A 26,943-nucleotide genomic window follows, 5' to 3' on the forward strand; every position below is an offset into this window, starting at 1 on the left:
CTCGATGCCTTCACTCCTGAGGAATGCGCCAACTACCTCAAAAATTCAGGCTATCGAACTTAATGCCATCACGCTTTAGACGACATCGTCCCGGTACGGACCGGGACGATCGAGACGTAAAAAAGCGCGCCACAAGGCGCGCTTTTTTATTTTGCTTGCTTGCAGCCGCCGTTACGTCTGCTCGGCCTTCGCAAAGCGATCGTCGAGCGCATAGCCTGCGCCGCGGACGGTGCGGATCGGGTCTTGCTCGCGACCGAGATTGAGCAGCTTGCGCAGGCGGCCGATATGCACGTCGACGGTGCGTTCATCGATATAAATGTCGCGCCCCCAGACGCTGTCGAGCAGCTGCTCGCGCGAGAACACGCGGCCGGGATGCTCCAGGAAGAACTCCAGCAGACGATATTCGGTCGGGCCGAGATCGATCGGCCGGCCCGAGCGCGCCACGCGGCGCTTCTCGCGATCGAGCTCGATGTCGCCGAAGGCGAGCACGGTCGCAAGCCGCTCGGGGCTGGCGCGCCGCAGCAGGCCCTTCACGCGCGCGAGCAGCTCGGGCACCGAGAACGGCTTGACTATGTAATCGTCGGCGCCGGTCGCAAGGCCCCTTACCCGCTCGCTCTCCTCGCCACGCGCGGTGAGCATGATGATCGGAAGCTGCTTCGTATCGGAGCGTGCGCGCAGCCGGCGGCACAGCTCGATACCTGATAGTCCCGGCAGCATCCAGTCGAGCACGATCAGATCGGGGATGTGCTCCTTGAGGCGGGTGTCGGCATCGTCGCCGCGCATCACCGTCTCGACGTCATAGCCGTCGCCTTCGAGGTTGTAGCGGAGAAGCTCGGTGAGAGCTTCCTCGTCCTCAACAACCATAATGCGTGCGCCCATGGGCTCGTCGCTCCTTAAGTATTCGGGATCGTCGTGGCGAAGGTCGTCATGTCGCCCTTCGGCCGCTTGTCGGTGATGGCCTGGCCTTCGATCATGTAGAACACGGTCTCGGCGATGTTGGTGGCATGGTCGCCGATCCGTTCGATGTTCTTGGCGCAGAACATCAGATGGATGCAGAACGAGATGTTGCGCGGATCCTCCATCATGTAGGTGAGGAGTTCGCGGAACAGCGAGGTGCAGATGGCGTCGACCTCTTCGTCGCCCTTCCACACCGTCATCGCCGCCGGCAGATCATGCGCGGCGTAGGCGTCCAGCACCGACTTGACCTGCTGCTGCACGAGGTCGGTCATGTGTTCGAGGCCGCGGAACAGTTTGAGCGGATGGAAATCCGTCTCCAGCGCCGCGACGCGCTTGCCCATGTTCTTGGCGAGGTCGCCGATGCGCTCGAGGTCGGTTGCAACGCGCATGGCACCGACGATCTCGCGCAGATCGACCGCCATCGGCTGGCGGCGTGCGATGGTGAGCACGGCGCGCTCCTCGATCTTCTTCTGGAGCGCGTCGAGCTCGGCGTCGATGGTGACGACGCGCTGGCCAAGCGCGACGTCGCGGCGGATCAGCGCATCGACGGAATCGACGATCATGCGCTCGGCGATGCCCCCCATCTCGGCGACGAGGCGCGTGAGCTCCTGGAGGTCGGTGTCGAAGGCTTTTGCGGTATGTTCAGAACCCATGTCCTGTCTCCTCAGCCGAACCGGCCGGTGATGTAATCCTGCGTACGCCGGTCGGACGGCGACGTGAAGATCTTGCTGGTGTCGTCGAACTCGATCAGCTCGCCGAGATACATGAAGGCGGTCTTGTCGGAGACACGCGCCGCCTGCTGCATGTTGTGGGTGACGATCGCGATCGTGTAGTTCTCGGACAGTTCCTGGATCAGCTCCTCGACCTTGGCGGTCGAGATCGGATCAAGCGCCGAGCAGGGCTCGTCGAACAAGATCACTTCAGGCCGCACCGCGACGGTGCGGGCGATGCAGAGGCGCTGCTGCTGGCCGCCCGAGAGCGACAGGCCGGAGGCGTTGAGCTTGTCCTTGACCTCGTTCCACAGCGCGCCGCCGCGCAGCGCCTTCTCGACGCGATCGTCCATCTCGGACTTCGAGATCTTCTCGTAGAGGCGGATGCCGAAGGCGATGTTCTCGTAGATCGTCATCGGGAACGGCGTCGGCTTCTGGAACACCATGCCGACGCGGGCGCGCAGCAAATTGAGGTCCAGCTTGGGGTCAAGGATGTTGGTCTGGTCCAGCATCAGCTGACCGGTGACGCGCTGGCCGGGATAGAGGTCGTACATCCGGTTGAAGATGCGCAGCAGGGTCGACTTGCCGCAGCCCGACGGGCCGATGAAGGCCGTGACGCGGTTGGTGCCGAGCGCCAGATTGATGTTCTTCAGCGCGTGGTGCTCGCCGTAATAGAAGTTGAGATTGCGCACCGTCACCTTGGCCGGGGCTTCCGGCAGCGGCTGTTGCGACGCCAAATGAGCGTTCGAACTCACGGATACGGAAAGGTCGGTCATTTTGCAGTCCTCTCGGCGCCGAGAATGCGCGCGCCAATGTTCAGGGCAAGCACAGTGAGGGTGATCAACAGCGCACCGCTCCAGGCGAGCTGCTTCCAATAGGCGTAGGGGCTCTGGACGAAATTGTTGATGGTCACCGGCAGGTTCGCCATCGTCTTGTTCAGGCCGAGGCTGAAGAACTGGTTCGACAGCGCGGTGAAGAGCAGCGGCGCGGTCTCGCCGGCGACGCGGGCGGTGGCGAGCAGCACGCCGGTGATAAGACCGGAGCGGGCCGCGCGGTAGGCGATCCGCTTGATCACCAGCGAGCGCGGCAGGCCGAGCGCGGAAGCCGCCTCGCGCAGCGCGTTGGGCACCAGCAGCAACATGTCCTCGGTCGTGCGCAGCACCACCGGGATCACGATGACGGCCAGTGCGAGCGAACCTGCGATCGCCGAGAAACCGCGCATCGGCACCACTACTGCGCCGTAGATGAACAAGCCGATGATGATCGAAGGCGCCGACAGCAGGATGTCGTTGATGAAGCGGATCACCGAGGTCAGCTTGTCGTTGCGGCCGTACTCGGCGAGATAGGTGCCGGCGAACAGGCCGAGCGGCGCGCCGATGCCGACGCCGATCACGGTCATGATCAGCGAGCCGACGATAGCGTTGCGGAGGCCGCCTTCGGTCGAGCCCGGAGGCGGGGTATCAGCAACGAACAGGTCGAGGCTGAGGCCGGCCACGCCGTTATAGAGCAGCGTGATCAGGATCAGCGCGAGCCAGGTGACGCCGAAGGCGGCGGCACCGACGCAGAGCCCGCGAATGACGATGTCCTTGCGGCGGCGGCGTGCGTAAATCGGGTTCATGTTACTTCCCCGCCTTCTTTTCCAGGCGCAGCAGCATCAGCCTGGCGCCGGCGAGCACGAAGAACGTCAGCACGAACAGCAACAGGCCGAGTAGGATCAGGCCGGACTGGTGCAGGCCGTCGCTCTCGGCGAATTCGGATGCGATCGCCGCCGAGATCGTGGTGCCCGGCGCGAAGATCGATGACGAGATGCGGAACGAGTTGCCGATGATGAAGGTCACGGCCATGGTCTCGCCGAGGGCGCGCCCCAGGGCCAGCATGACACCGCCGATGATGCCGACGCGGGTGTAGGGGATCACGACGCTGCGGACGACTTCCCAGGTGGTGCAGCCGACGCCGTAGGCGGCCTCTTTCAGCACCGGCGGCACGGTCTTGAACACGTCGACCGAGATCGAGGTGATGAAGGGGAGCACCATGATCGCGAGGATCAGCGCGGCGTTGAACAGGCTGAGATAGGACGGGGGACCTGCGAAGATCGCGCCCAGGACCGGGATGCCGTCGAAGATCTTGATCATGACGGGCTGGAAGGTGTTGGCCAGGAACGGCCCCAGTACGAAGAAGCCCCACATGCCGTAGATGATCGAGGGAATGCCCGCGAGCAACTCGATGGCCATGCCGATCGGACGGCGCAGCCATTGCGGGCACAGCTCGGTGAGGAAGATCGCAATGCCGAGACCGACGGGAATGGCGATCAGCATCGCGATGAAGGAGGTGACGAGCGTGCCGTACATCGGTCCGAGCGCGCCGAGTACGGGCGGATCCGCCGACGGGGCCCAGCGCTGCGTCCACAGGAATGCGAAGCCGTATTCCTTCATCGCCGGGACGGCGCCGATGATCAGCGAGATGATGATGCCGCCGAGAATGAGGAGAACCGAAATCGCGCTGAGGCGCGTGATCCAGTAGAAGGTGACGTCGCCGAGCTTGAACGCGCTCAAAGCCTTGGCGCGATCATACGGACCGGCGGCATCAATCACATTGCTCTCGACAGCCATATCTGCCACGCCGATCCCCTGTACCGATGATATACGCTTCTGGTTGATCTCGCGCCCCGGACACAGCGCAAAGCCAGTCCGGGACCGAAACGTCGTATAGCGCGCAATGCGGCCGTTGGAGGCCGCACTGCGTCCAGAGAGCAAAGAGCCTAGCTCTTGATGTCGGCCGACCAGGTCTTCTCGATCAGCTTCACGACGTTGTCGGGCATCGGGATGTAGTCGAGCTCTTCGGCAGACTTCGCACCCTTTTCAAAGGCGAACTTGAAGAACTTCAGCGCTTCCTGCGACGCGGCCTTGTCGGTGGCGTCCTTGTGCATCAGCACGAAGGTCGTCGCGACGATCGGCCAGGACTTGTCGCCGGGCTGGTCAGTGAGGATCAGGTAGTAGCCCGGAGCGCTGGTCCAGTCGGCGTTGGACGCGGCGGCCTGGAACGCCTCGTTGGTCGCGTCGACGGTCTTGCCGGCCTTGTTGACCATCTTGGTGTAGGTCAGCTTGTTCTGCTTGGCATAGGCGTATTCGACGTAGCCGACCGAATTCTTGGTCTGGGCGATATTGCCGGCAACGCCTTCGTTGCCCTTGGCGCCGACGCCAACCGGCCACTCGACGGCGGTGCCCTCACCGACCTTGCTCTTCCAGTCGGCGCTGGTCTTGGAGAGATAGTTGGTGAAGTTGAAGGTGGTGCCCGAACCGTCCGCGCGGTGAACGACCGAGATCGCATCCGACGGCAGCTTGGCATTCGGGTTCAGCTTCTTGATCGCAGCGTCGTCCCACTTGGTGATCTTGCCGATGAAGATGTCGGCGAGGGTGACGCCGTCGAGGACGAGCTCGCCGGCCTTCACGCCTTCAATGTTAACGACCGGGACGATACCGCCCATGACCATCGGCCACTGGGCGAAGCCGTCCTTCACGAGTTGATCCGCCTTCAACGGAGCGTCGGTCGCGCCGAAGGTCACGGTCTTGGCCTGGATCTGCTTGATGCCGGCGCCGGAACCGATCGACTGGTAGTTAACGCCGTTGCCCGATTCCTTCTTGTAAGCGTCGGCCCACTTGGAGAGGACGGGGAAAATGAAGGTCGAGCCGGCGCCGGTGATGTCGGCGGCGAAAGCCGTCGTCGTCGTTGCGGCGACCAAGCCGGCAGCGACGATAGTCTTGAGGAAATTCATGCTGGTCTCCATACAGGGGAGCGAAGCGCCATCCGCGCCCGATCGCGCTCCCCGCGCCGCCCCTTTAGGAGCGGTCGGCTGAGCTTTTACGAAGGTTTCGTGACAGTCGGATGACGGCACTAAGCGATTGAAATCACTCTGCTTTATCGCCTAAACTAAAGTCTTAGCCTGGGGGAAACAGGCGGTGAACGTCGCACCCTGCTTGGGCACGCTTTCGATCAAAAGACGGCCGCGGTGACGGTTAAGAATATGTTTCACCAGCGATAATCCGAGTCCCGTGCCGCCCTGCAAGCGGCTGTCACCGACGTCCACCCGGTAGAACCGCTCGGTCAGGCGCGGCAGGTGCTCGGGCGCAATGCCGGGGCCGAAATCCCGCACCATGACCCGGATTTCCTGAATTGCATCGGCGGGCGCAGGCAGCGTCAGCGACACGATCACGCGTCCGCCGGAGGCGCCATATTTGAGCGCGTTTTCGATCAGGTTTTCGAAGAGGCGGAGCAGTTCCTCGCGGTCGCCGGCAATCATGACCGGGCCGTCGGGCAAATGAGTTTCGACCTCGACCTGGCGCTCTCGCGCCAGCGGTTCGAGCCCGTCGGCGACCTGGAAGATGATCGGCAAGAGGTCGACCAAGGTGTCGGGCCGCACATGCGCCGACAGCTCCACCCGTGACAGCGACAGGAGGTCGTCGATCAGGCGCGCCATGCGCGTCGCCTGGTTGTGCATGATGCCGAGGAAGCGCTCGCGCGCCTTGGGATCGTCCTTGGCCTGGCCCTGGAGCGTGTCGATGAAGCCGGACAACGCGGCCAGCGGCGTGCGCAATTCATGGCTGGCATTGGCGACGAAGTCGGCGCGCATCTCCTCGACCCGGCGCAGCGGCGTCTGGTCGTGGAAGGTCATCAGCATACATTTGTCGGCGCCGCCGAAATTGGTCGGGACCGGCACCGGGGTGATGATCAGCTCCATCCAGCGGTCGACCGGAACATGGTCGAGATAGGTCGCGCGCCGCGGCTCGGTGGTGGCAATCGACTCGCGGAGCGCCGTGATGATTTCCGGCGAGCGCAGCGCGAACTGGGCGAGCTCGTTCTTGCGCAGCGCAGGCGCGAGCTGAGCGGCGGCCGCGTTGAGATGGATGACCCGGCCGGCGCGGTCGAGCAGCACCGCGGGATCCGGCATACCGGCGACAACCGCGGCCACCGCGGCGCCTTCAACCGGATTGACGCGCCTGACGTCCTCGCGCGAGGCGGAGGTATCATGCAGCCGCCAAGGGATCAGCGCCGCCGCGGCGATGCAGAGGAACACCGTCACCGCCCGCAGCACCGACAACTCGCCGAGCGAAACCACGACCGACAGCGCCAGTGCCGCAGCGATCAGGATGATGGTCGAGTGCCGCAGCCGGTCGGACCAAGGCTGCACCGTGGGAGACGAGGGGGCGTCGATCGCCATCGGGCCGGGCTTCTCCTATGTTCGCGTTGCGCCGGTCAGGCGCCGCCGCCGTCGCTGCGCTTTCTCACATAAGCGGCTTTGGGCGGTGGACCTGGGTCGAGCTTGAGCGCCGCCTGCTGCAAACGTTTCGATCGGGCACCGATGATAACCTCCCGAAACGTCAGCAAGATTACAGAGATGACGAAAGGAGACAGATAATAGAGGACCCGGAACAGGAGCATGCCGCCGAGCAGTTCCTCACGGTCCATCTGCCAGAGCCCGACCAGCATGGCGGCGTCGAAGACCCCTAGTCCCCCGGGCGAATGGCTGGCGAAGCCGAGCAGCGTCGCCGAGACGAAGATGACTGCGACCACGACGAAGCCGAGATTGGGCTCGTCGGGCACCAGCACGTACATCGCGAGCGCGCAGAAGCCGAGATCAATGATGCCGATGGCGATCTGCAGCAGCGTCAGCGGTCCGCCCGGCAGCACCACGGTCCACGGACCGCGCCCGACCACCCGCGGCTGGGTCCAGACCCAGACCACGTAAGCAACCAGCGCCACGATGATCATCATCGCGATGGTGCGGTTCAACCACGGCGGCAGTTGGTCGATCGCGGCGGCCGCCTCCGGATGATAGGAGATGCCGAGGCCGAGCACGGCCGCATTGCCGAGCCAGAAGGTGAGGCCGGCCAGGAAGCAGATTTTCGCGACGTCGATCGCGTTGAGGCCATAGGCCGAATAGATGCGATAACGCACGGCGCCGCCGGTGAAGACGCTGGCGCCGACATTGTGGCCGATCGAATAGCTGGTGAAGGCTGCGAGCGCATTGATACGGTACGGCACGTGGGACTGTCCGATCGCGCGCACGGCGAACAGATCGTAGAAGGTCAGCGTGAAATAGCCCGCGGCGACGAACAACGCGGCCATCGCAATCTGGCGCGGTTCGGTGCTCTTGATCGCCTCGATCACCTCGTTCGTGTCGATGCCGCGCAGCATGTGAAAGAGCACATAGCAAGCGATGCCGATGACCGCGACGCTGATCACAACTCCAAGCTTATGCAGGATTTGCTTCTGGCGCAGCAACGTCATCGCCCTGCGTATGGCTTCCAGCATCTAGACCTCGAACAACGCTTCAGCGGCCAGAATGGCCGGCGAACAGGCGAACGACGCAATGGCACTCGACGAACCCTCGCCGTCGGCTCCGGTCTCGCGTATGCCCCCCGTCCCTCCACTAGCGCGTTTTGAAGCGGAGTGGAATTCGCCAATGCGAACAAAATCACGTGCCTTCAATATTTTAGGCAGGCTTGCGAGCTCATGATGCACGGTTTGGCGCTTTCGGCGGCAAGGCTGACGCGAATCTCCATGGCAATCCTGCGCAGTCGCCGTGAAGTTTTGATGATTTCGACCGGACAATGTTCCGTCACGCCTTAAGTCGATCTCAATCTATGGACCGCATCCGCCTGTTGAAAGAGGGGGCCGGCTGCGGGGCACACGACGACGTGGTCTACGCCTCGCTCCCGGTCATCGGGTTGCACTGCGACATAACAGACGTCATCGCGGCCGCCCGCCAGGGTAGCCGCGACAAGCATGTTGCTTGGAGGTAGCGTTTGCCTCAGGCCGCAAGCTGCGGGCGTATCGCTTCGATGCCGGCGATCCAGCCGGCGACAGAGCGGCCAATCGCCTCAGCGTGATCCTCCTGAAGGAAGTGCAGCCCGGCGCCGAGGCGAACCAGCGCGCAGTGCGTCAGGAACGCTGCGAACCGCTCGGCAAATTCCGGCGCGACCAGCGCCCCGGGCTCACCGGTGAACAGCAGCTTCGGATAGGACGACGCGGCCAGCGCCGCATGCGCGGACTCGAGCACAGCGTATACGTCGGCGGGCTCACCGGCGATCGGCAGTTCGCGCGGAAGCGCAAGCACGGGACGGCGGCTCTCCGGCGTCGGGAATGGCGCACGATAGGGTGCCATCTCCGCTTCGCTCAGCCTGCGCACGATGCCGCCGGGCAGCACGCGCTCGACGAAGGCATTTGCCTCGAGGATCATCGCTTCGCCTTCACCCGGCGTCCTGAATTTGCGGAAGACCGCGCGTGCCGCCTCGGCATGGTCCTGCTCTTCCGCGACCTCGGTGAGGTGGAAGTCCTGCCAGGTCGGCATCGGACGGATGAATTCCATGAAGGCGAGGCCGCGCACGAAATCGGGCCGGCGCGCGGCGAGATGAAATGCGAGCGCCGTGCCCCAGTCCTGCGCGACGAGATAGGCCGATTTGATGCCGCGCGCTTCGATGAAGGCATCGAGATAGCGGACAAGATCGAAGAAGCGGTAGGCGATGTCGGGCTTGTCGGATTGACCGAAGCCGATGTTGTCGGGCGCGATGCAATGCGCGACCGGTGACACCAGCGGCAAAATGTTGCGCCAGATGTGTGAGGAGGTCGGATTGCCGTGGAGGAACAGCGCGACGGGCGCGCCTTCCGCGCCAGTCTCGCGATAGGCCATGTGGCTTCCGAGGACGGACGCTTTGCGAATCTCGATGTCGATCGGCTTGGTCATGTCGGCTCCCTGAACACGGTTTGGAATGCGATGGTCTTGAAACGTTCGAGCGCTTTGGGATTGCGGTCGACCTTCATGCGCAGGATCGCGCCCTGCCAGGACGCGAGCAGGAAGTCGGCAAGCTCATCGGGCTCGAAATCGGATGCGATCTCGCCGCGCGCTTGCGCATCCCTGATGCAGGCGGCGAACGGGGCGCGCCATTCAGTGAAGATCGCTGCGAGGCGCGCACGCAGCAGTTCGCTGCTGCCTGATGCCTCCAGGCTGAGATCGCCGATCAGGCAGCCGCGGCCATAGCCGTCGGCCTCAAGGCGTCCGGTGATGATGTCGAGATAGCGCCGCAGGCGCGCGCGGGGCGTCAGCGAGGTGTCCTCGAGCGCCTCGGCGACGAGGCCGCGGGTGACGTCGAAATAGCGATCGAGCACCTCGGAGGCAAATGCCTCCTTGGAGCGGAAATGGTTGGTGAAGGACCCCTGCGGCGCGCCCGCCGCAGCGGTGACGTCGCGCACGCTGGTGCCGTGATAGCCGGTCCGGAACATAACCTTGAGGCCGGCGTCGAGGATGGCGTCTTTCAGTGATGGCTTGGGCATGAGCAAGATAATACGTACGTACGTATTATTGTCAAGCGGCGTCTTGCGTCTGCGGCAATCTGGTTGCCAATCAGTCGGTAGCGGATCTGGGATGATCGACCGCCCCGCGACGGGCTGGCGTTTCAGGCCGCAGGCTGGCTGCGCGAGACAACCCAATAGCGCAGCCACGCGCCGATGGTGCAGCCAACGAGATAGCAGGCGAACATGACGAGGCCGAGGTCGAGCCAATAGCCGAAGCGGCCCGGCACCACATGCGCGAACGAGGCCGCGACCAGGCCCGCGACGAGCACGGCAAGCCAGCGCGCGGTCACCTTCGAGGTGCCATTGCCGCGCTGGACCACCGAGATCCAGCCCATGCAGAAGCCCAGCAGCAGCGAGCCGATCAGCCAGCCCATATGGAACGAGACAAGATAGGGCATGATCATCTCACCAGAAATTCGATGCGGCGGTTCTGCGCTTTGCCGTCGTCGGTGTCGTTGCCGGCGACAGGCTGCGTGCTGCCATAACCGACCGCTGTGAAACGGTCCGCGGGCAGGCCGGCCTTGACCAGATAGTCGATCACCGCCTGCGCGCGCTTCTCGGAGAGCGCCTGGTTGAACGAGTCCTCGCCGTCGGCATCGGTGTGGCCGGCGACCTCGATATTGGTGGTGGGGCAGCGCAGTGCGGTTTCGATCAGATGATCGAGAACGCCTGCGGAGTCGGGATCGATGTCGGCGCGTTTGGACTCGAACCGGATCTTGCCCTTGGCCAAGAGCTCCGAGAACAATTGCTGGCAGACGGTGCCGTCGACCGGCCCTGCTGCGGGCTTTACGGTGATTTCGGGCTGGTACAGCCAGGTCTTTGGAAAATCCTTGCCGAGGCCGGCGCGGATGTCGTTGGCCGCGCCTTCATAGAGCGCATCGCCCGACAGCTTCACCTCACGATCCGAGACCACGAGCGTGCCGGTCGACAGCCGCGACAGCGCGCCGAGCGCTGCGACAACCGCGGTGTTGAACGAAGCAGGCGCGCCGATGCTGGCCTTGAGATTGTCGACCACCTTCTCGGTGAAGAATTTCCGCGACGCGCTGGTCGCGATCGCGGCGTGCACGCTGTTGTCGGGCACATAGCCGGTCAGCGTCACCGTGGCGGCAACCGGATCCTTGTAAGCCTGGAAGATGTAAGGCGGCGCCTTGATCTCGTTGGCGGCGATCGAAAAGCCCTCAGGCAGGTTCTTGAGCGCGGCGGCGATCGCCTCGCGGCCGCCGAGGTCGCGCGCCATGCCCGACAGATTGACCTTGGTGTCGGAGATCGTGATCTTGCCGTCCTTCAGCTTTCCGATCTGGTCGAGCAGCAGCATCGCCGCCGCCTCGAAACGCGCAGGCGCGCCGCGGGCGAGCCCCATCTGATCGGCGACCTCGCCGCCATTGACCTCTTTTCGTGCGGCCTCGGTGAGGCGCGCCTTCATCGACGGCAGCGGCGCAGAGCCCGACAGAGTCACCCGCACCACGTCACGCTCGGCGTTCCAGACAAATGGCTTTGCTTCGGGAACAAGGCGGGTCTGGTCGTCGACCAGCCGAACGCCGGGAACCAGCTCGACCGTCGTCACAGCGTCGCGGCGCCCCTCCTCGGAGAAGGCGTCCGCGGCCAGGCTGACGTCACGGCCGTCCACAGCGATCCGGGTCTTGTCCAGGACGGTATCCTTGAGCGCGGCCGAACTGCGGGCGGACAGGTCGGCCTCGACGGGCAAAGTGTTATTCCAGGCCGCAAATCCCCACATGACGGCCAGGGGAATCAGCCCCGGCCACCATTTGCTGGCCCACGTGAAAAGCATCTGCATTCGACGACCCGAACTCTGGAACCGGAGACAAAACAAACCCTTGGCAGGCTGTCAAACCGGAAATGGGGCCGTTTCCGGGGCCACCCGTGAAACAATTGGAATAACTTTTTCTTCAAGGGTCATTCCCTACATTGGGGGCGGAATGCCCAGGGGTCGGCCAGCCGGTCATGAAACAACTCCGTAACAACGTCATTCGCGCCGGGCTGGGAGCACTCTACTTCAGCGGCGCGCATCACCTGCTGCGTCCGCTGCTGTCGGGCGTCGGCGCCATTTTCATGCTGCACCATGTTCGGCCGGCCCATGAGGGCGCGTTCCAGCCGAACCGGCATCTCGAGGTGACCCCCGACTTCCTGCGCGCGACGCTGCGCCATTTGCGCTCGCGCGAAATCGACATCGTCAGCATGGACGAGCTGCACGAGCGGCTGGTTCAGGGCCGGTTCGAGCGCCGCTTCGCCGCCTTCACCCTTGACGACGGCTATCGCGACAACCGTGATCATGCCCTGCCGGTGCTGCGCGAATTTGGCGCGCCCGCGACCATCTATGTCGCCAGCGACTTCGCCGAAGGCACGGGACGGTTGTGGTGGACCGCGCTTGAAGCCGTCATCGCCAAGGCCGAGCGGGTCGACGTCACAATCGGCCATTCCGCGCTGCGGCTCGATGCAGGCACGCCGGCCGCAAAGCAGGCGACGTTCGATCGCCTGCACGATTGGCTGCGCGCACTGCCGGGCGAGCACGATCTGAAGCGCGAGATCGAGGCGCTCTGCGCCGCGCACGGTGTCGACATGGAAGCGCTGTGCCGCGGCCTCTGCCTGTCCTGGGACGAGATGAAGCGGCTCGCGGCCGATCCGCTCGTTACGATCGGTGCCCACACCATCAGCCATTGCAATCTCGCCAAGCAGAGCGAGGAGATCGCCGCACAGGAGATGACGGTGAGCCGCGTGCGGATCGAGCATGCGCTGGAGCGCGAGGTGCTGCATCTCGCTTACCCCTATGGCGACCGCGAAGCGGCAGGAACGCGCGAATTCGCACTGGCCGCATCCGCTGCCTTCAAGACCGCGGTGACGACACGGCCCGGCATGCTGTTCGCCGAGAACGCCGATCACATGACCGCGTTGCCGCGCGTTTCGCTCAACGGAAATTACCAGGATGCGCGCATCCTGCCGGTGCTGACCTCGGGCGCCGCGACCGCGATGTGGAATGGTTTTCGCCGGTTTGCCGCCGCTTGACTGTTGTCCCGGCCTCGCCCGGGCAACACCGAGTTGACTCCCCTCCCCGCGGCGCTCAAAACGTCGCCAACTCAAGGGAGGTATCATGTCCAACGATTTGTTTTCGCTCAAAGGCCGTATCGCACTCGTGACCGGCGGCTCACGCGGCATCGGCAAGATGATCGCGGCCGGCTTCCTTGGCGCTGGCGCAGCGAAGGTCTACATCACCGCGCGCAAGGCCGGGCCGTGCGAAGCCACCGCGAAAGAGCTCTCGGCGCAGTATGACGGCGAATGCATCGCGCTGCCGATCGACATCTCGACCGTTGAAGGCTGCAACAGGCTCGCCGGCGAAATCATCAAGCTCGAGCCGAAGCTCGACATCCTCGTCAACAATGCGGGCGCGGCCTGGGGCGCGGAATTCGACGAATTCCCCGAGAGCGGCTGGGACAAGGTGATGGACCTCAACGTCAAGTCGCTGTTCTTCCTGACCAAGGCGCTGGCAAAGCCGTTGCGCGCGGCTGCCTCGCACGAGCGTCCGGCGAAGGTGATCAACATCGCCTCGGTCGACGGCATCTTCGTCAATCCCGGCGAGACCTATTCCTACGCCGCGAGCAAGGCTGCCGTGATCCATCTGACGCGGCGTATGGCGACGAAGCTGATCAAAGACAACATCAACGTTACCGCGATCGCGCCGGGAGCGTTCAAGTCCGACATGAACCGCGCCGCGCGCGATCACTCGGACGAAGTGGCCAAACGCATTCCGTCGCGGCGCGTCGGCACCGACGAGGATATGGCGGGCGTTGCGATCTATCTCGCCTCACGTGCGGGCGATTACGTGGTCGGCAACACCATCGCGGTCGATGGCGGTGTGGTGTATGCGAATGCGGGATTGGAGATTGCGGGGTAAGGGGCGGGTTTCAGAGTGGCGCGTCACATGCCCCTGTCATGCCCCGGCTTGACCGGGGCATCCAGCACGCCGCGGCTTCTCGATTTATCTCTGCTGTCTCTGGAATACTGGATCACCCGCTTTCGCGGGTGATGACAGTCTTCGTTGCGCGAGCGTTCGTTCCTGACCCTTACGACTCGATCTTGACGTACTCGAAATCGCCCGGCTTGTTGTCGATGCCGACCTTCGGCGGCGAGATCCAGGAGGCGTACTTGCCGGTTTCGGTGACGGGCTGCATCAAGGAGGTGATGAAGTCACCGTCGGCCGTCGAGGGCAGCCAATCGTCCCGGCGCTTGGCCCAGGTGGCATTGTCGATCAGGATACCGTCGGGCGTGGCGTGCACGTCCTTGAACTCGCCGATATGGCGGTGGAACGCGACGTTCGGCAGCGCCAATTTGAAATCATAGCCGGCGGTCGAGATCACCTTGTTCCAGCGCAGCATGCCCTTGACGCAATCCTGGCTGTAATCGTCGCGAAGGCGCATGTTGAGCGCGGTCAGCGCGGGTTCGTCGACCAGCTTGATCTCGCCGTTGATCAGCTTGAGCACCGGATAGGTCGAATTCTTCAGCTGGTGATCGTCGTCGATCTGGGTCTCGTGATAGCGGCCTTTGATACCGGTGTTGAAGGCATTGGCCGCGTTGGTCGAGACTTCCGAGCCAAACAGATCAAGCGACAGCGTGTAGTGCAGGTTCAGCTTCTTCTGGATGGTCGGCAGATCGATGACGCCGAGTGCGCGGACCTTGGCGACGTCGGTAGGATCGGTGATGCCGGCCTCGCGCATGGCGTCGCAGGTGCGCTGCACGACGCGGGTGATGCCGGTCTCACCGACGAACATGTGGTGCGCTTCTTCGGTCAGCATGAAGCGGCAGGTGCGCGACAGCGGATCGAAGCCCGATTGCGCCAGCGAGTGCAGCTGCATCTTGCCGTCGCGATCGGTGAAATAGGTGAACATGAAGAAGGACAGCCAGTCCGGCGTCGCCTCGTTGAAAGCGCCCAGCATGCGCGGCGCATCCGCATCGCCGGAGCGGCGGCGGAGCAGATCGTCGGCTTCCTCGCGGCCGTCGCGGCCAAAGTATTTCTGGAGCAGATAGACCATCGCCCAGAGATGGCGGCCTTCCTCGACATTGACCTGGAACAGGTTGCGCATGTCGTAGAGCGAGGGCGCGGTCTTGCCGAGATGACGCTGCTGCTCGACGGAAGCCGGCTCGGTGTCGCCCTGGATTACGATCAGGCGGCGCAGCATGGCGCGATATTCACCCGGGACTTCCTGCCAGGCCGGCTCGCCGTAATGCTCGCCGAAGGGCACGACGCGGTTCTCTTCCTGCGGCGCAAGCAGAATGCCCCAGCGATATTCGGGCATACGGACATAGTCGAACTTGGCCCAGCCGCGCGGGTCGACCGAATAGGCGGTGCGCAAGTACACCAGTGATTCCTGGAAGCCCTCCGGCCCCATGTCGCTCCACCAATCCATGTAGCCCGGATGCCAGCCTTCCAGCGCCTTCAGCACCTGGCGGTCTTCGGCGAGATTGACGTTGTTCGGAATCTTGGTCGAGTAGTCGACGTTCATTATGTTCATGTTCATGGCCGCGCGCTCCTTAAACTCTCGTCATATCGAATTTCGGCTTCTGGCCGCTGCCATAGCGGCGCAGCGCGCCCTCCTCGCCGACCGCGTTGGGGCGCTGGAAGATCCAGTTCTGCCAGGCGGTGAGGCGCGCGAAGATCTTTGATTCCATGGTCTCGGGGCCGACGAAGCGCAGGCTCGCTTCCATGCCGGTGAGACTGTCGGGCGAGAAGCTGGCGCGTTCCTCCAGGAACACGCGAACCTCGTCGTCCCAATCGATGTCGTCGAGCGCGAAGGTAACGAGGCCGAGCTCTTCGGCCTGTTCCGCGTCGAGGCTGGTGCCGAGCGTGGCTTCCGCGCGCTCGACATCAGCGGGATCGGCCTGGAAGCGCGATTCAAGCCGCGTCAGGCCGTGGCTCATCGGATAGGGGCCGAAGTTCATCGCCGACAGTTCGATCGAGGGCGGCGGCTGATTGTCGCCCTGGCGGGTGCCGATCAGCATGTAGGAGCGGTCGGCGGCGAAGACGAGCTCGGCCAGCGTGCCGGCAAAGCACGAGCCCGGCTCGACCAGCGTCACCAGCGTGCGCGAGGTGACGTCGATGCGCTTGAGCACGCGCTTCCAGTAATGCCTGATCTCGTTGACCAGCCAGTGTGCCTTGTTGGCTTCGAGGAACGCGTCGGACGCGAGCACATGGGCGCGGTCGCCATGGCTCTTGAAGACGAGCATCGCGATCTCGAGCTCGTTGATGCGCAGATGCAGGATGGCGTCGTCAAGCTCGCGCGCCACCTGCAGCGGCCAGAATGATGCGCCCTGCGCCATCATGCCGTCGATGTCGGCGGGCGGTGCCGCTTCCGGCGCCTTGATCGAGATGGTGGCGATGCGCGCGGCGCGATCGATATCGACGGTGACAAAACCGTAGCGAATGCTGGTCTCGTCGATCACGCGCTTGAGCGGAGAGAGCGCGATGCCCTTGCCGCTGCCGGCGCGCTTTGATTTGCCGGCGAACTCCTTGGCGCGCTCGACGATCCTGGCTTCCAGCTTGGAGTTCGGCGCGATCTCGTCGACGAGGCGCCATTGCACGGCGCGCTTGCCCTTCACGCCTTCCTCGATGGTGCAGAAAAAGTCAGCGTGGTCGCGGCGCACCTTGCGCTTGTCGACGACGCGGGTGAGGCCACCGGTGCCGGGCAGCACTGCGAGCAGCGGCACTTCGGGCAGCGCCACGGCCGAGGCGCCGTCGTCGGCGAGGATGATGTGGTCGGTCGCGAGCGCCAGCTCATAGCCGCCGCCGGCGGCCGAGCCGTTCACCACCGTGATGAAACGCTGGCCGGAATTCTCGGACGAATCTTCCATGCCGTTGCGGGTCTCGTTGGTGAATTTGCAGAAGTTCACCTTGTGCGCATGGGTCGAGCCCGCGAGCATGCGGATGTTGGCGCCGGCGCAGAACACGCGGTTCTTGGCCGAGCGCATCACCACGACCTTCACTTCAGGGTGCTCGAAGCGCAGCCGCTGCACAACGTCCGCAAGCTCGATGTCGACGCCGAGATCGTAGGAATTGAGCTTGAGCAGATAGCCTTCGAACAGGCCGCCATTCTCGTCGACGTCCATGGTCAGCGTCGCAACGTCACCGTCGACCGCAAGCTTCCAGTGCTTGTAGCGGGACGGTTCGGTCTGGAAATCGATGAATGTCGCGCCGCCTGCGAGGCGTCGATCTTCGCCGGCCATGGGCCACCCTTAAGCTCGTCTTGGTTTCTAACGTTAGATGCACAATAGTGCACATTTAAGTGCGCGTCTAGCCCTTATTGGTCAAGATATGCACTTTGCTTCATGAAGGCGCCTAAGATCGCACGACAGCGCCCAGCGCGATCCAGTCGGCCTTGGTGAGCTCGGTGCGGCCGAGCTTGGCCTGGAGCAGCGCCGTCAGCGCCGGCACCGGAAAGCTCTCGACAAAGCCGTCGCCACTAGCCGCCACCTTGCGCGCGCTCAGCGTCCGCAGCTCGGCGAGCGCCTCGCCGAACAGGCGCGCGGCCGAATGCGCCTTTTGCATGCGCAGCCGTAAGTTGGCGTTGGCGACATGGACACAGGCCCGCAGCAGAATGCGCTCGCGGCCGCCTTGCGGAGCCGCCGCCCACAGCGCTTCCAGCACCTCCTGGGATTCCCAGAAATAGCCGCGGTCGTTCAGCGCGAGCCCATAGCGGAGCGCCGGATGGCGTGCCGGCACATAGCCGCGGAAGGCCGAGGGCACCAGCGCCTTGGCCAAATCAAGCGTCTCGTAATCCGCATCGACCGCGCCGGTCTCGCCCGGCACATAGGCCCATCGCAGCCATGGCAGCGGGCTGCCCGCATGTGAAGGCACATTCATGGATGTGCCTTCGCATGGTCATGCAGCGTGTCCCCGAAGTCCCTGATCGTCGCGCAGGGCCGCTCTTGCAAATTGCTCAATCGCGTCAAGCGTCACCCCTGGCGCTTCACGATGCGGGGAATGGCCCGCGTCTGAAATAATTTTCAAATCTACCGGACAGTAGCACTCTTCCTGCGCGATTTCGACCTGACGCAATGTCCCATATTGGTCATCGCTTCCCTGCACGACCAGGACGGGAACGCGGATATAGGCCAGATATTCCGAGATGTCCCAGTCGCGGAATTTCGGGTCGAGCCAGGCGCCGTTCCAGCCGTAGAAGGCGTTGTCGACGTCCTTGTGCCAGCGCGCGAGCTTGGCCTTGAGGTCAGTGGTCTCATAAGTGGACTTGATCGCGGCGATTGACTTCACCGAGATGTCCTCGACGATGAAATGCGGCGCGATCAGCGCTATGCCCTGCAGGCGATGATCCTGATGTGACCCCGCGTAAATCGCCGCGATCGAGCCGCCGTCGGAATGGCCGAGCAGCAGGCCGCGCTTGAAGGGAATGGCGTCGAGCACCTTCGGCAGCACCTCCAGCGCCTCGCGGTGCATGTAATCGAGCGGCCGCGGCAACGCGACCGGACTCGACTGGCCGTAGCCCGCGCGCGAATAGGCGAAGATACCGGCGCCGGTCGCTTGCTGAAGCTTTTCGGGGAAATCGTTCCAGAGGCCAACAGAGCCGAGGCCTTCGTGCAGCATGACGATGGTGGGCGCATCGGCGATCTGTGGTGCCAGCCAGATGTATTCGAGGCTGGCGCCGTTGATGCTGAGGAAGCCGGTAGGGGTGAGATTGGTCATGCCCTGTATCCATTCACTCCCGTCATTCCGGGCAACTCGCAAAACGAGTTGATCCGGAATCTCGAGATTGCAGTTCATCGCTCGAGATTCTCAGGTGCGCAAGTGCGCACCGTAGTTCGCGCTTCGCGCGCCCCGGAATGACGTAACTGCTCAATTCGTGCCTTCCCGCAGCTTGAACCGCTGGATCTTCCCCGTCGCTGTCTTCGGCAGCGAATCCACCACGTCGATCCAGCGCGGATATTTCCACGGGCCGATCTTCTGCTTGACGTGCTCCTTCAGCATCTCCTGCAAATCCGTCGTCTTTGCGCCCGGGCGCAGCACGACGAACGCTTTCGGCTTCAAAAGACCTTCCGCATCGGCTTCGGGCACGACGGCGGCTTCCAGCACCGCGGGATGCGTGATCAGCGCGCTCTCGACCTCGAAGGGCGAGACCCAGATGCCGGAGACCTTGAACATGTCGTCGGCGCGGCCGCAGAAGGTGTAGCGGCCCTCGGCGTCGCGGACATATTTGTCGCCGGTGCGGGTCCAGGGGCCTTCAAACGTGCGCCGGCTCTTGTGACGCTGATTCCAGTAGCCCTCGCCGGCGGAGGGCGCATCGACCAGGAGCTCGCCGACCTCGCCGTCGGCAACGTCCTGTCCAGACTCGTTGACGAGCCGCACTGCATAGCCCGGCACCGGCTTGCCTGATGAGCCGTATTTGATGTCGCCGGGCGCGTTCGAGAGGAAGATGTGCAACAGCTCAGTCGAGCCGACGCCATCGAGAATGTCGACGCCGAAGCGCGATTTCCAGCTGTTGCCGACGGACTCGGGAAGCGCCTCGCCGGCGGAGGTGCAGATGCGCAGAGCCTTGCCGCCGCGCTCGCTCTTCATCGTCTCGTCGTTGAGCATGGCCGCAAACAAGGTCGGCACGCCGTAGAAGATCGACGGGTTGAACCTGTTCATCAGGTCGAACATGCGCGCCGGCGTTGGACGGTCGCTGTTGAGGATCACGCTGGCGCCAACAGACATCGGGAACGTCAGCGCATTGCCGAGGCCATAGGCGAAGAACAGTTTTGCCGCCGACAGGCACACGTCGCTCTCGCGGATGCCGAGCACCTGCTTGGCGTAGGTGTCCGCGGTCGCCTGCAGGTTCGAATGGATGTGGCGCACGCCCTTTGGCATGCCGGTCGAGCCGGACGAATAAAGCCAGAACGCGGGCTCGTCCGGATGCGTCGCAGCGGTGGCAAACTGATCGCTCTCGCCTGCGATCTCTTCTGCGAGTTGCTTGTGGCCGTTCTGCTTGGCGCCGGAGACCACGACATGCTCGAGATCAGGCATGCGGCCGACGACGTCCTTGATGACGGGATAGAGCGCTTCGGAGACGAACAGCACGCGCGCGCGGCAGTCGGCGAGGATGTAGGCGTATTGATCCGCGGTCAGCAGCGTGTTGAGCGGCACCGGCACGATGCCGGCGCGGATCGCGCCCAGGAACACGATCGGGAAATCGACCGTATCCAACATGATCATCGCGACGCGCTCCTCGCGGCGGACGCCGAGCCGGCGCAGCATGTTGGCGGCGCGGCGGGTCTGTTGCTGCAGCTCGCCATAGGTGAGCCGCGAGACGGTGTCCTCGAAGGCGAGCTTGCCTCCCCTGCCTTCCCCGACGTTACGGTCGAGCAGCCAGGTCACCGCGTTGTAGGATCCCTCGCTCACGGTCGTCTCCCCCGAATTTAGAATTATAATTCATAGAAAGACACTGTGACGGCTTGCTGTCAATGGCAGCAGGCACTATGTTTCATTAAAGCGCGCCGCAGGACCTCCTGTAAAGAAGCCCCATGACCGACAGTCCCGACGCCGAATCCCGCTTTCTCGAACAACTCGGCCAGCGCGTGCGCACCATGCGCGCGCTGCGCGGCATGTCGCGAAAAGTGCTCGCCAAGGTATCAGGAATTTCGGAGCGCTACATCGCGCAGCTCGAGAGCGGCAAGGGCAATGTCTCCATCGTGCTCTTGCGACGCGTCTCCGATGCGATGGGCGCCCATCTCGAAGACCTGCTGCCCTCGGCCGATCCGACGCCGGACTGGCAGATGTTTCGCGACCTCCTGCGCAAGGCGACGCCGGCGCAGATTGCGCAAGCAAAAGATCTGCTCACTGGGGGCAGCGCAACCGCGCCGCGACGCGCGCCGTTCTGCGGCATCGCGCTGATTGGCCTGCGCGGGGCCGGCAAATCGACGCTCGGGCGGATGCTGGCGAGGAAAATCGGCTGGAGCTTTGTCGAGCTCAACAAGGAGGTCGAGCAGCAGAACGGCCTCTCGGTCGCCGAGATCATCGCGCTCTACGGCCAGGAAGGCTTTCGCCGCATGGAGCAGGCAGCCTTGCAGCAGTTGCTCGCCCGCAACGAGCTGATGGTGCTGGCGACCGGCGGCGGCATCGTCTCCGAGCCTTTGACCTTCGACCAGATCCTGACGTCGTTCTACACGATCTGGCTGAAGGCCGAGCCGGAAGAGCACATGGCCCGCGTGCGCCGCCAGGGCGATCTGCGCCCGATGGCGGACGACCGCTCCGCGATGGCCGAACTGCGCAACATCCTGCTCAGCCGCGAGCCGCTCTATGCGCGCGCGACGGCGGTGGTAGATACGGCGGGATTGTCGGTCGATGCGGCAGCCGCACGTCTGATCGATGCGGTACGGCCGGTGCTGCAGAACGAAGCGCGCAGCTTTGGGCTGCGCAGCGTGGCGCTGTAGCGATGACCGACAGCGAGGTCACCACCTCCATGTTCGACCGCATCGGCGGCAGTGCCACGATCGACCGGCTGGTCGACCGCTTCTACGACCGTATGGATACGCTGCCGGAGGCGACAATCATCCGCGCAATGCATGCGGACGATCTCGGGCTGATCAGGGACGTGCTGAAGCGCTATCTCTCCGAATGGACCGGCGGTCCCAAACTCTATACTCCTGAGAAGGGCCATCCGCGGCTCCGTCAGCGCCACATTGGCTTTGCCATTGGCGACGCCGAGCGCGACGCGTGGCTGCTCTGCATGCGCGGCGCGATGGAGGAGACCGTCACTGACGCCGCTGCGCGGCAGGACCTCGATCGCGCGATATCGGGCCTCGCCGACTGGATGCGCAACCGGACGTGAGGCCGCTCACCGGGCGAAGCCTTACTTCGGACGCGGCTAGATCGACCAGTAGTTCGGATGCTGGTAGGACCGCGAGCGGTCGCCCCAGTCGAACTCCTCGCCATCGAACTCGCAGGGGCCGCTGCTCAATTGCTCCGGCGTCAGCTCGACCTGGAAGGCCTGACGGCCCGGATCGTATTTAAGTGCGCTCCATTGCACCGGGTAATGGTGATGCGTCCCGAGCAGGCCGCCGGTCTTGATCACGGCGTAGGCGACCGTTCCGCTCACCTTGTCGAGCATCAACCGCTCGATCGTGCCGAGCCTGGTGCCGTCGCAGCCGTAGACGGCGACGTGCTGCACGCGATCACTGGGAACCATGGTGTGTTGCATGGCGTGCTCCCTGGTCTTGGATGGGCGCATCATAGCACAGACACCGGACGGTGGGTGGATTGCCGTCAACTAAAGCAATTGCGAGCGTACCGATTCCGCGCCCTCGCGCAGCAGCGGCAGGAAGCGGTCGATCAATTCCTGCGCCGGCACGCGGTCGACATGGGCGCCCATGTTGATGGCCGCAACGAACACACCGTCGTAACGGCGCACGGGCACCGAGATCGAGCGAAAATGCGGCTCGGCCTCGCGGTCGACCAGCGAATAGCCCTGCGCGCGGTCGGCGGCGATGCGCTCGCGCAGCGCCTTGGGATCAGTGACCGTTTGCGGCGTCAGCGCTTCGCGCTTCATCGCCTTGAGGCGCACTAGCAGATCTGCGTCGTCGATCTGGCCCAGCATGGCGCGGCCGACCGAGGTGCAGAACGCCGGCAGGCGGTAGCCGATCTCCAAGCCGCCGGAGAACATCCGCGCTGGGCTGCTGCGAGCAATGAACACGACGTCGTCGCCATCGAGCACTGCGAGCGAGGAGATCTCGTTGGCTGCGGTCGCAACGCGATCGAGCACCGGTTGCAGCACCGCGACCAGCTGATTGGAGCGCAAGTAGGACGCTGCCAGCGTCAGCACATGTGGCGTCAGCGAGAACAGCTTTCCATCGCCGCTGACAAAGCCGCCGCGCTGAAGCGTGAACAGCATGCGCCGCGCGGTGGCGCGCGGCAGCTCGGCAGCCCGGGCGAGATCGCTCAGCGTCATCGGACCGGCATTGGTGCCAAAGCACTGCAAGAGACGCAGGCCGCGATCGAGGGCTTCAACGAAATCCGTCGCGCGCTCGTCGGTGTCGCTCCGTTTCAGCTTGGGCATCGGGTCCGGCTCATCTGCAAAATAGTGCTTGCTGCCGGTTCAAGGCATGTCATAATTCGCCCATTCGTTCAATAGGCGAACAAAACGCCCCTCCCGCAAAAGGACGCGACCGCCATGATGAGCCAGGAGCAGAACGACCTGATCACCCGCACCGGGCCGAAAGACCCTTGCGGCAAGCTGATGCGGAGCTACTGGCAGCCGGCGGCGCTGGTCGATGAGCTCGAAGGCGCGCGGCCGATTCGTCCCGTCAAACTGCTCGGCGAGAACCTGGTGCTGTTTCGCGATGAAACCGGGCGCTACGGCCTGATCGACCGTCACTGCGCGCATCGCGGCGCCGACCTCGCCTTCGGGCGACTCGAGCATGGCGGGCTGCGCTGCGCCTTCCACGGCTGGCTGTTCGACGCATCAGGCCAGTGCATCGAGACGCCGGCCGAGCCGAAGGATTCAAAGCTCTGCCAGAATATCCGCCAACGCTCTTATCCCGTGGTGGAGAAGAGCGGCATCCTCTGGGCCTATCTCGGTGAAGGCGAGCCGCCGGCCTTTCCGGAGATCGATTGCTTCGTCGCGCCCGGCACGCACACCTTTGCTTTCAAAGGTCACATGGCCTGCAACTGGTTGCAGGCGCTCGAGGTCGGCATCGATCCCGCGCACGCCTCCTATCTGCATCGCTTCTTCGAGGACGAGGACACCTCGACGGCCTACGGCAAGCAATTCCGCGGCGCTTCGGCCGGCTCGGACATGCCGATGACGAAAATCCTGCGCGAATACGATCGCCCGATCATCAATGTCGAGCACACCGAATATGGCCTGCGCCTGATCGCCCTGCGTGAGATCGACGAGGAGCGCACGCATGTGCGCGTCACCAACCAGCTGTTCCCGCACGGCTTCGTCATCCCCATGAGCACGGAGATGACGATCACGCAGTGGCACGTGGCGGTCGATGACGAGAACTGCTACTGGTACGCGATCTTCACCAGCTATTCGAACCCGGTCGACAAACAGAAGATGCGCGACCAGCGGCTCGAGCTCTATGAGCTGCCCGACTACGTCTCGCGCAAGAACCACAGCAACGATTACGGCTTCGACCCGCACGAGCAGCAGACCGCGACCTATACGGGGATGGGCACCGACATCAACGTTCACGACCAGTGGGCGGTGGAATCGATGGGCGCGATCCAGGACCGCACCAAGGAGCATCTCGGCACGAGCGACAAAGCGATCGTGCAATATCGCCGCCTGCTGCGGCAGGAGATCGAAAAGGTTTCAGGCGGCGAGAAGCCGATGCTGTTCCTGGATGAGGCCAATGCGCGCAGCATCCAAGGGCCGGCCACGATGGACGGCATCGGGCCGACCCGCGGGTGGGAGACTTACTGGATGGAAGTCGACGTCAGGCGCCGCCGCGGCGCGCCGTGGACCGCGCCTGTGCCGAAGGACATCGCGGACAATGTGCATCGGCTGACGGCGGCGGAGTGAATTTAGGGCACCGTCTTTCCGGGGCGATGCAATAGCATCGAACCCGGAACCTCGAGATTCCGGGTTCTTGCTTCGCGAGCCCCTGGAATGACAGGGTAGCAAGGAGTAACCAAAGTGACTTTCGTCGCGCGTCATGCGCTGTGGTCGGATGAGCAGAAGGACGCCGCGACGCGCATGCGGCGCATTGTCGAGGACAAGAACCTCGAGGTCATCCGCCTTGCCTTCCCGGACCAGCACGGCATCTTGCGCGGCAAGACCATCATCGCCACTGAGGCGATCGCCTCGCTGGAGAGCGGCTGCTCCATCACGACGACCATGCTCGCCAAGGACACCTCGCACCGCACGGTGTTTCCGGTGTTCACATCAGGCGGCGGTTTCGGCATGAAGGAGATGGAGGGTGCGGCCGACGTGCTGATGGTTGCCGACCCCACCACGTTTCGCATGCTACCGTGGGCGCCGACGACGGGCTGGGTGTTGTGCGATCTCTATTTTGGGGATGGCCGCCCCGTGCCGTTCGCCACGCGCGGGCTCTACCGCAAGGTCGTCGACGAGCTCGGCAGAAGCGGCCACGATTTCGTCGCGGGACTCGAGGTCGAATTCCACATCTTCAAGCTCGATGATCCACACATGCGTGCGGAAGACGCGGGCCAGCCGGGTACGCCGCCGTCCGTCAGCCTGCTCAGTCACGGCTATCAATACCTCACCGAGCAGCGCTTCGATCAGATGGAGCCCGTGCTGGAGATTTTGCGGCGCGACATCGTCGCCCTCGGGCTGCCGTTGCGCTCTGTCGAGGTCGAGTTCGGACCGAGCCAGTGCGAGTTCACCTTCGCACCGAAGAAGGGCATGGAGCCCGCCGACAACATGGTGCTGTTTCGCTCTGCCGTGAAGCAGATCGCGCGCCGCCATGGCTATCACGCCACCTTCATGTGCCGGCCGAAACTGCCAAACCTGTTCGCCAGCGGCTGGCACCTGCATCAATCGATCGTCTCGCGCGCGAGCGGCGAGAACCTGTTCATGCCCAGGGAGGCCGGTCAGCCGCTCAGCGAGTTCGGCCGTTTCTATCTCGCCGGCCTGCTCGATCACGCCCGGGCAGCCACCGTGTTCACCACGCCGACGATCAACGGCTACAAGCGCTACCGGTCCTATTCGCTGGCGCCTGACCGCGCGATCTGGGGTCGCGACAATCGGGGCGTGATGATCCGCGTGCTCGGCGGCCCGAACAACGACGCCACGCGGCTGGAAAACCGCGTCGGCGAGCCCGCCGCCAATCCCTATCTCTATTTGTCCGCGCAGATCCTGGCGGGCCTCGACGGTGTGGACCGCAGGCTCGATCCCGGTCCGTCGGCCGACACGCCCTACGAGACCAAGGCGCCGCTGTTGCCGAAGTCCTTGCGCGATGCGGTCTCGGCGCTGAAGGACGATCCGTTCTTCCGCGAAAAGTTCGGCGCGGAATTCGTCGACTACTACACCCACATCAAAAACGCCGAGATTGACCGCTTCCTGGCCGAAGTGACCGACTGGGAGCATCGCGAATATTTCGAGATGTTTTGAGGGAGAACCGCCTCACGACCCTGTGAGGCGACTTCATCCCGGCTGTTCCGACGACACCACTCGGCGCCCCGACGAAGCCGTTTTCCAGCCCCCGCGAAAATCGCTGGAAAAGTGCGAGGGCTATCCTTGCCCCTCATGATCAACAATGGAGTTCGATCATGTTGAGTCAATTGTTCAGTCTGATTTATCGCCTGTCTTGCCGGACCACCCTGATCGAGATTGGGACGCACCGCCTCGCCCGCTAATAGGCTCGCGAGTCAGGTCAGACGGATTGACCAAATGAAGGGGGTTTCCATGCGCAAGCTAATCCTGATTGCGACACTGTCGCTGTTGGCGAGCCAAGCTTATGCCGGCGGTTCGCGCAGCCTGAGCCTGGCGGCGACCAATGCGAACCAGGCGACTGAGCAGCCGGCAACGACCGCTCCGCCGCAGACCACACAGGCTCCGACGGCGACGCCGCCCGCAAATGTGCAGACGGCGACCACGACACCGGCTCCGCCGCCACCGGCCGCACCAGTGCAAACCGCGACCGCGCCGGCCGCGACGGCTTCGCAGCCGATTGCCGAAACCGCCAAGCCGAAGCACCGCGAGCCATCGACCGAGGCACGTGTGATCCGCGAGCTGCATCGCCACGGGATTTATTGGTAGTTGGTTGCCCCAGCTCTCTCCCCAACGTCGTCCCGGCGAAGGCCGGGACGCACAGCCCTACGGAGAAGTTTGAGGAAGACCAGTCGCCCGGTACCGATACCGACTGCAATCGAGAGATTCCGCCGTATGGGTGCCGGCCTTCGCCGGGACGACAGTGGAGCGTGAGGTGCGAACGTCGCGCCTCAGCGCTCTAACTCAATCGCTAC

General features: G+C 63.8%; 26 protein-coding genes. 7 read left to right on the forward strand and 19 right to left on the reverse strand.

The genetic code is table 11. The annotated features are described in order from the left end of the window. Nucleotides 1-171 precede the first annotated feature (171 nt). The 12 genes from phoB to XI06_RS13905 form a co-directional block, all read right to left on the reverse strand. On the reverse strand, nucleotides 172-879 hold the full coding sequence (phoB, locus tag XI06_RS13850; protein ID WP_195801068.1) for a phosphate regulon transcriptional regulator PhoB: 708 nt from the start codon (nucleotides 877-879) through the stop codon (nucleotides 172-174). Nucleotides 880-893: 14 nt separating this feature from the next. Next, a complete protein-coding gene (gene phoU / locus XI06_RS13855) occupies nucleotides 894-1,610 on the reverse strand; it encodes a phosphate signaling complex protein PhoU (protein WP_237864170.1) in 717 nt (238 codons plus the stop codon). Nucleotides 1,611-1,621: 11 nt separating this feature from the next. Further along, entirely contained in the window at nucleotides 1,622-2,443 is an 822-nt protein-coding gene (pstB, locus tag XI06_RS13860) for a phosphate ABC transporter ATP-binding protein PstB (protein WP_237864171.1), read from the reverse strand. Beyond that, on the reverse strand, nucleotides 2,440-3,285 hold the full coding sequence (gene pstA / locus XI06_RS13865) for a phosphate ABC transporter permease PstA (RefSeq protein WP_237864172.1): 846 nt from the start codon (nucleotides 3,283-3,285) through the stop codon (nucleotides 2,440-2,442). Before pstA ends, pstB begins: the two co-directional genes overlap by 4 nt. Before the next feature lies 1 nt (nucleotide 3,286). Further along, nucleotides 3,287-4,276 (reverse strand): phosphate ABC transporter permease subunit PstC, encoded by a 990-nt coding sequence (gene pstC, locus XI06_RS13870; RefSeq protein ID WP_237864369.1) that lies wholly within the window; start codon nucleotides 4,274-4,276, stop codon nucleotides 3,287-3,289. 149 nt (nucleotides 4,277-4,425) lie between these two features. Further along, nucleotides 4,426-5,439 (reverse strand): phosphate ABC transporter substrate-binding protein PstS, encoded by a 1,014-nt coding sequence (gene pstS / locus XI06_RS13875; RefSeq protein ID WP_271605581.1) that lies wholly within the window; start codon nucleotides 5,437-5,439, stop codon nucleotides 4,426-4,428. Nucleotides 5,440-5,589: 150 nt separating this feature from the next. Continuing rightward, nucleotides 5,590-6,882, reverse strand: coding sequence for an ATP-binding protein (locus XI06_RS13880; RefSeq protein WP_237864174.1), 1,293 nt, complete (start codon nucleotides 6,880-6,882; stop codon nucleotides 5,590-5,592). A 35-nt stretch (nucleotides 6,883-6,917) separates the two neighbouring features. Next, the gene (locus XI06_RS13885) at nucleotides 6,918-7,976 is read right to left on the reverse strand and encodes a lysylphosphatidylglycerol synthase domain-containing protein (protein WP_271605582.1); all 1,059 of its coding nucleotides are present in this window, start codon (nucleotides 7,974-7,976) and stop codon (nucleotides 6,918-6,920) included. Nucleotides 7,977-8,475: 499 nt separating this feature from the next. Then, nucleotides 8,476-9,408, reverse strand: a complete 933-nt coding sequence (locus XI06_RS13890) for a haloalkane dehalogenase (protein ID WP_237864176.1) — start codon at nucleotides 9,406-9,408, stop codon at nucleotides 8,476-8,478. Then, complete coding sequence (locus XI06_RS13895; protein WP_237864177.1) at nucleotides 9,405-9,995, reverse strand: TetR/AcrR family transcriptional regulator; 591 nt, start codon at nucleotides 9,993-9,995, stop codon at nucleotides 9,405-9,407. Before XI06_RS13895 ends, XI06_RS13890 begins: the two co-directional genes overlap by 4 nt. Nucleotides 9,996-10,117: 122 nt before the next feature. Continuing rightward, on the reverse strand, nucleotides 10,118-10,414 hold the full coding sequence (locus XI06_RS13900) for a hypothetical protein (protein WP_237864178.1): 297 nt from the start codon (nucleotides 10,412-10,414) through the stop codon (nucleotides 10,118-10,120). A 2-nt stretch (nucleotides 10,415-10,416) separates the two neighbouring features. Then, nucleotides 10,417-11,811 carry an OmpA family protein gene (locus XI06_RS13905; RefSeq protein ID WP_271605583.1) on the reverse strand — a complete coding sequence of 465 codons (1,395 nt, stop codon included), beginning with the start codon at nucleotides 11,809-11,811 and terminating at the stop codon, nucleotides 10,417-10,419. A gap of 167 nt (nucleotides 11,812-11,978) precedes the next feature. Here XI06_RS13905 and XI06_RS13910 point away from each other — a divergent pair, with 167 nt between their 5' ends. Further along, nucleotides 11,979-13,037 (forward strand): polysaccharide deacetylase family protein, encoded by a 1,059-nt coding sequence (locus tag XI06_RS13910; RefSeq protein WP_271605584.1) that lies wholly within the window; start codon nucleotides 11,979-11,981, stop codon nucleotides 13,035-13,037. A gap of 85 nt (nucleotides 13,038-13,122) precedes the next feature. Beyond that, nucleotides 13,123-13,923 carry an SDR family oxidoreductase gene (locus XI06_RS13915; protein ID WP_237864181.1) on the forward strand — a complete coding sequence of 267 codons (801 nt, stop codon included), beginning with the start codon at nucleotides 13,123-13,125 and terminating at the stop codon, nucleotides 13,921-13,923. A 169-nt stretch (nucleotides 13,924-14,092) separates the two neighbouring features. On the opposite strand, the gene boxB is transcribed toward XI06_RS13915, so the two are convergent. From boxB to XI06_RS13940, 5 genes are all read right to left on the reverse strand, one after another. After that, entirely contained in the window at nucleotides 14,093-15,544 is a 1,452-nt protein-coding gene (gene boxB / locus XI06_RS13920; protein WP_237864182.1) for a benzoyl-CoA 2,3-epoxidase subunit BoxB, read from the reverse strand. Nucleotides 15,545-15,557: 13 nt separating this feature from the next. Next, nucleotides 15,558-17,246: a 2,3-epoxybenzoyl-CoA dihydrolase gene (gene boxC / locus XI06_RS13925; RefSeq protein ID WP_237864183.1), complete on the reverse strand. Its 1,689-nt coding sequence runs from the start codon at nucleotides 17,244-17,246 to the stop codon at nucleotides 15,558-15,560. 112 nt (nucleotides 17,247-17,358) lie between these two features. Beyond that, nucleotides 17,359-17,883, reverse strand: a complete 525-nt coding sequence (locus tag XI06_RS13930) for a DUF309 domain-containing protein (RefSeq protein WP_271605585.1) — start codon at nucleotides 17,881-17,883, stop codon at nucleotides 17,359-17,361. Between the two features lie 18 nt (nucleotides 17,884-17,901). Next, on the reverse strand, nucleotides 17,902-18,720 hold the full coding sequence (locus XI06_RS13935) for an alpha/beta fold hydrolase (RefSeq protein ID WP_271605586.1): 819 nt from the start codon (nucleotides 18,718-18,720) through the stop codon (nucleotides 17,902-17,904). A 150-nt stretch (nucleotides 18,721-18,870) separates the two neighbouring features. Beyond that, nucleotides 18,871-20,412 carry a benzoate-CoA ligase family protein gene (locus XI06_RS13940; RefSeq protein ID WP_271605587.1) on the reverse strand — a complete coding sequence of 514 codons (1,542 nt, stop codon included), beginning with the start codon at nucleotides 20,410-20,412 and terminating at the stop codon, nucleotides 18,871-18,873. Nucleotides 20,413-20,534: 122 nt separating this feature from the next. On the opposite strand from XI06_RS13940, the gene XI06_RS13945 reads away from it, so the two are divergent. Next, complete coding sequence (locus tag XI06_RS13945) at nucleotides 20,535-21,443, forward strand: helix-turn-helix transcriptional regulator (protein ID WP_237864187.1); 909 nt, start codon at nucleotides 20,535-20,537, stop codon at nucleotides 21,441-21,443. Nucleotides 21,444-21,445: 2 nt separating this feature from the next. Beyond that, nucleotides 21,446-21,841, forward strand: a complete 396-nt coding sequence (locus XI06_RS13950; protein WP_271605588.1) for a group II truncated hemoglobin — start codon at nucleotides 21,446-21,448, stop codon at nucleotides 21,839-21,841. A gap of 36 nt (nucleotides 21,842-21,877) precedes the next feature. Here the strand turns inward: XI06_RS13950 and XI06_RS13955 are convergent, their stop codons facing one another. Together XI06_RS13955 and XI06_RS13960 are read right to left on the reverse strand one after the other, a co-directional pair. Further along, nucleotides 21,878-22,210, reverse strand: a complete 333-nt coding sequence (locus XI06_RS13955; protein ID WP_237864189.1) for a PRC-barrel domain-containing protein — start codon at nucleotides 22,208-22,210, stop codon at nucleotides 21,878-21,880. Between the two features lie 69 nt (nucleotides 22,211-22,279). Next, entirely contained in the window at nucleotides 22,280-23,065 is a 786-nt protein-coding gene (locus XI06_RS13960) for an IclR family transcriptional regulator domain-containing protein (protein ID WP_271605589.1), read from the reverse strand. Nucleotides 23,066-23,179: 114 nt separating this feature from the next. On the opposite strand from XI06_RS13960, the gene XI06_RS13965 reads away from it, so the two are divergent. The 3 genes from XI06_RS13965 (at nucleotide 23,180) to XI06_RS13975 (ending at nucleotide 26,737) form a co-directional block, all read left to right on the forward strand. Further along, nucleotides 23,180-24,538, forward strand: a complete 1,359-nt coding sequence (locus tag XI06_RS13965) for an aromatic ring-hydroxylating dioxygenase subunit alpha (RefSeq protein ID WP_271605590.1) — start codon at nucleotides 23,180-23,182, stop codon at nucleotides 24,536-24,538. Between the two features lie 114 nt (nucleotides 24,539-24,652). Then, nucleotides 24,653-26,089 carry a glutamine synthetase family protein gene (locus XI06_RS13970; RefSeq protein ID WP_271605591.1) on the forward strand — a complete coding sequence of 479 codons (1,437 nt, stop codon included), beginning with the start codon at nucleotides 24,653-24,655 and terminating at the stop codon, nucleotides 26,087-26,089. Nucleotides 26,090-26,383: 294 nt separating this feature from the next. Beyond that, a complete protein-coding gene (locus XI06_RS13975) occupies nucleotides 26,384-26,737 on the forward strand; it encodes a hypothetical protein (RefSeq protein ID WP_237864193.1) in 354 nt (117 codons plus the stop codon). The last annotated feature ends 206 nt before the right edge of the window (nucleotides 26,738-26,943 follow it).

The sequence above is a fragment of the Bradyrhizobium sp. CCBAU 11434 genome (assembly GCF_028128895.1).
Taxonomy (GTDB): Bacteria; Pseudomonadota; Alphaproteobacteria; order Rhizobiales; family Xanthobacteraceae; genus Bradyrhizobium; species Bradyrhizobium zhengyangense.

Bases quoted from the DNA above. Each gene is read 5' to 3' on its own strand.
- phoB (WP_195801068.1), bottom strand. From the start codon at position 879: ATGGGCGCACGCATTATGGTTGTTGAGGACGAGGAAGCTCTCACCGAG.
- phoU (WP_237864170.1), bottom strand. From the start codon at position 1,610: ATGGGTTCTGAACATACCGCAAAAGCCTTCGACACCGACCTCCAGGAG.
- pstB (WP_237864171.1), bottom strand. From the start codon at position 2,443: ATGACCGACCTTTCCGTATCCGTGAGTTCGAACGCTCATTTGGCGTCG.
- pstA (WP_237864172.1), bottom strand. From the start codon at position 3,285: ATGAACCCGATTTACGCACGCCGCCGCCGCAAGGACATCGTCATTCGC.
- pstC (WP_237864369.1), bottom strand. From the start codon at position 4,276: ATGGCTGTCGAGAGCAATGTGATTGATGCCGCCGGTCCGTATGATCGC.
- pstS (WP_271605581.1), bottom strand. From the start codon at position 5,439: ATGAATTTCCTCAAGACTATCGTCGCTGCCGGCTTGGTCGCCGCAACG.
- XI06_RS13880 (WP_237864174.1), bottom strand. From the start codon at position 6,882: ATGGCGATCGACGCCCCCTCGTCTCCCACGGTGCAGCCTTGGTCCGAC.
- XI06_RS13885 (WP_271605582.1), bottom strand. From the start codon at position 7,976: ATGCTGGAAGCCATACGCAGGGCGATGACGTTGCTGCGCCAGAAGCAA.
- XI06_RS13890 (WP_237864176.1), bottom strand. From the start codon at position 9,408: ATGACCAAGCCGATCGACATCGAGATTCGCAAAGCGTCCGTCCTCGGA.
- XI06_RS13895 (WP_237864177.1), bottom strand. From the start codon at position 9,995: ATGCCCAAGCCATCACTGAAAGACGCCATCCTCGACGCCGGCCTCAAG.
- XI06_RS13900 (WP_237864178.1), bottom strand. From the start codon at position 10,414: ATGCCCTATCTTGTCTCGTTCCATATGGGCTGGCTGATCGGCTCGCTG.
- XI06_RS13905 (WP_271605583.1), bottom strand. From the start codon at position 11,811: ATGCAGATGCTTTTCACGTGGGCCAGCAAATGGTGGCCGGGGCTGATT.
- XI06_RS13910 (WP_271605584.1), top strand. From the start codon at position 11,979: ATGAAACAACTCCGTAACAACGTCATTCGCGCCGGGCTGGGAGCACTC.
- XI06_RS13915 (WP_237864181.1), top strand. From the start codon at position 13,123: ATGTCCAACGATTTGTTTTCGCTCAAAGGCCGTATCGCACTCGTGACC.
- boxB (WP_237864182.1), bottom strand. From the start codon at position 15,544: ATGAACATGAACATAATGAACGTCGACTACTCGACCAAGATTCCGAAC.
- boxC (WP_237864183.1), bottom strand. From the start codon at position 17,246: ATGGCCGGCGAAGATCGACGCCTCGCAGGCGGCGCGACATTCATCGAT.
- XI06_RS13930 (WP_271605585.1), bottom strand. From the start codon at position 17,883: ATGAATGTGCCTTCACATGCGGGCAGCCCGCTGCCATGGCTGCGATGG.
- XI06_RS13935 (WP_271605586.1), bottom strand. From the start codon at position 18,720: ATGACCAATCTCACCCCTACCGGCTTCCTCAGCATCAACGGCGCCAGC.
- XI06_RS13945 (WP_237864187.1), top strand. From the start codon at position 20,535: ATGACCGACAGTCCCGACGCCGAATCCCGCTTTCTCGAACAACTCGGC.
- XI06_RS13950 (WP_271605588.1), top strand. From the start codon at position 21,446: ATGACCGACAGCGAGGTCACCACCTCCATGTTCGACCGCATCGGCGGC.
- XI06_RS13955 (WP_237864189.1), bottom strand. From the start codon at position 22,210: ATGCAACACACCATGGTTCCCAGTGATCGCGTGCAGCACGTCGCCGTC.
- XI06_RS13960 (WP_271605589.1), bottom strand. From the start codon at position 23,065: ATGCCCAAGCTGAAACGGAGCGACACCGACGAGCGCGCGACGGATTTC.
- XI06_RS13965 (WP_271605590.1), top strand. From the start codon at position 23,180: ATGATGAGCCAGGAGCAGAACGACCTGATCACCCGCACCGGGCCGAAA.
- XI06_RS13975 (WP_237864193.1), top strand. From the start codon at position 26,384: ATGCGCAAGCTAATCCTGATTGCGACACTGTCGCTGTTGGCGAGCCAA.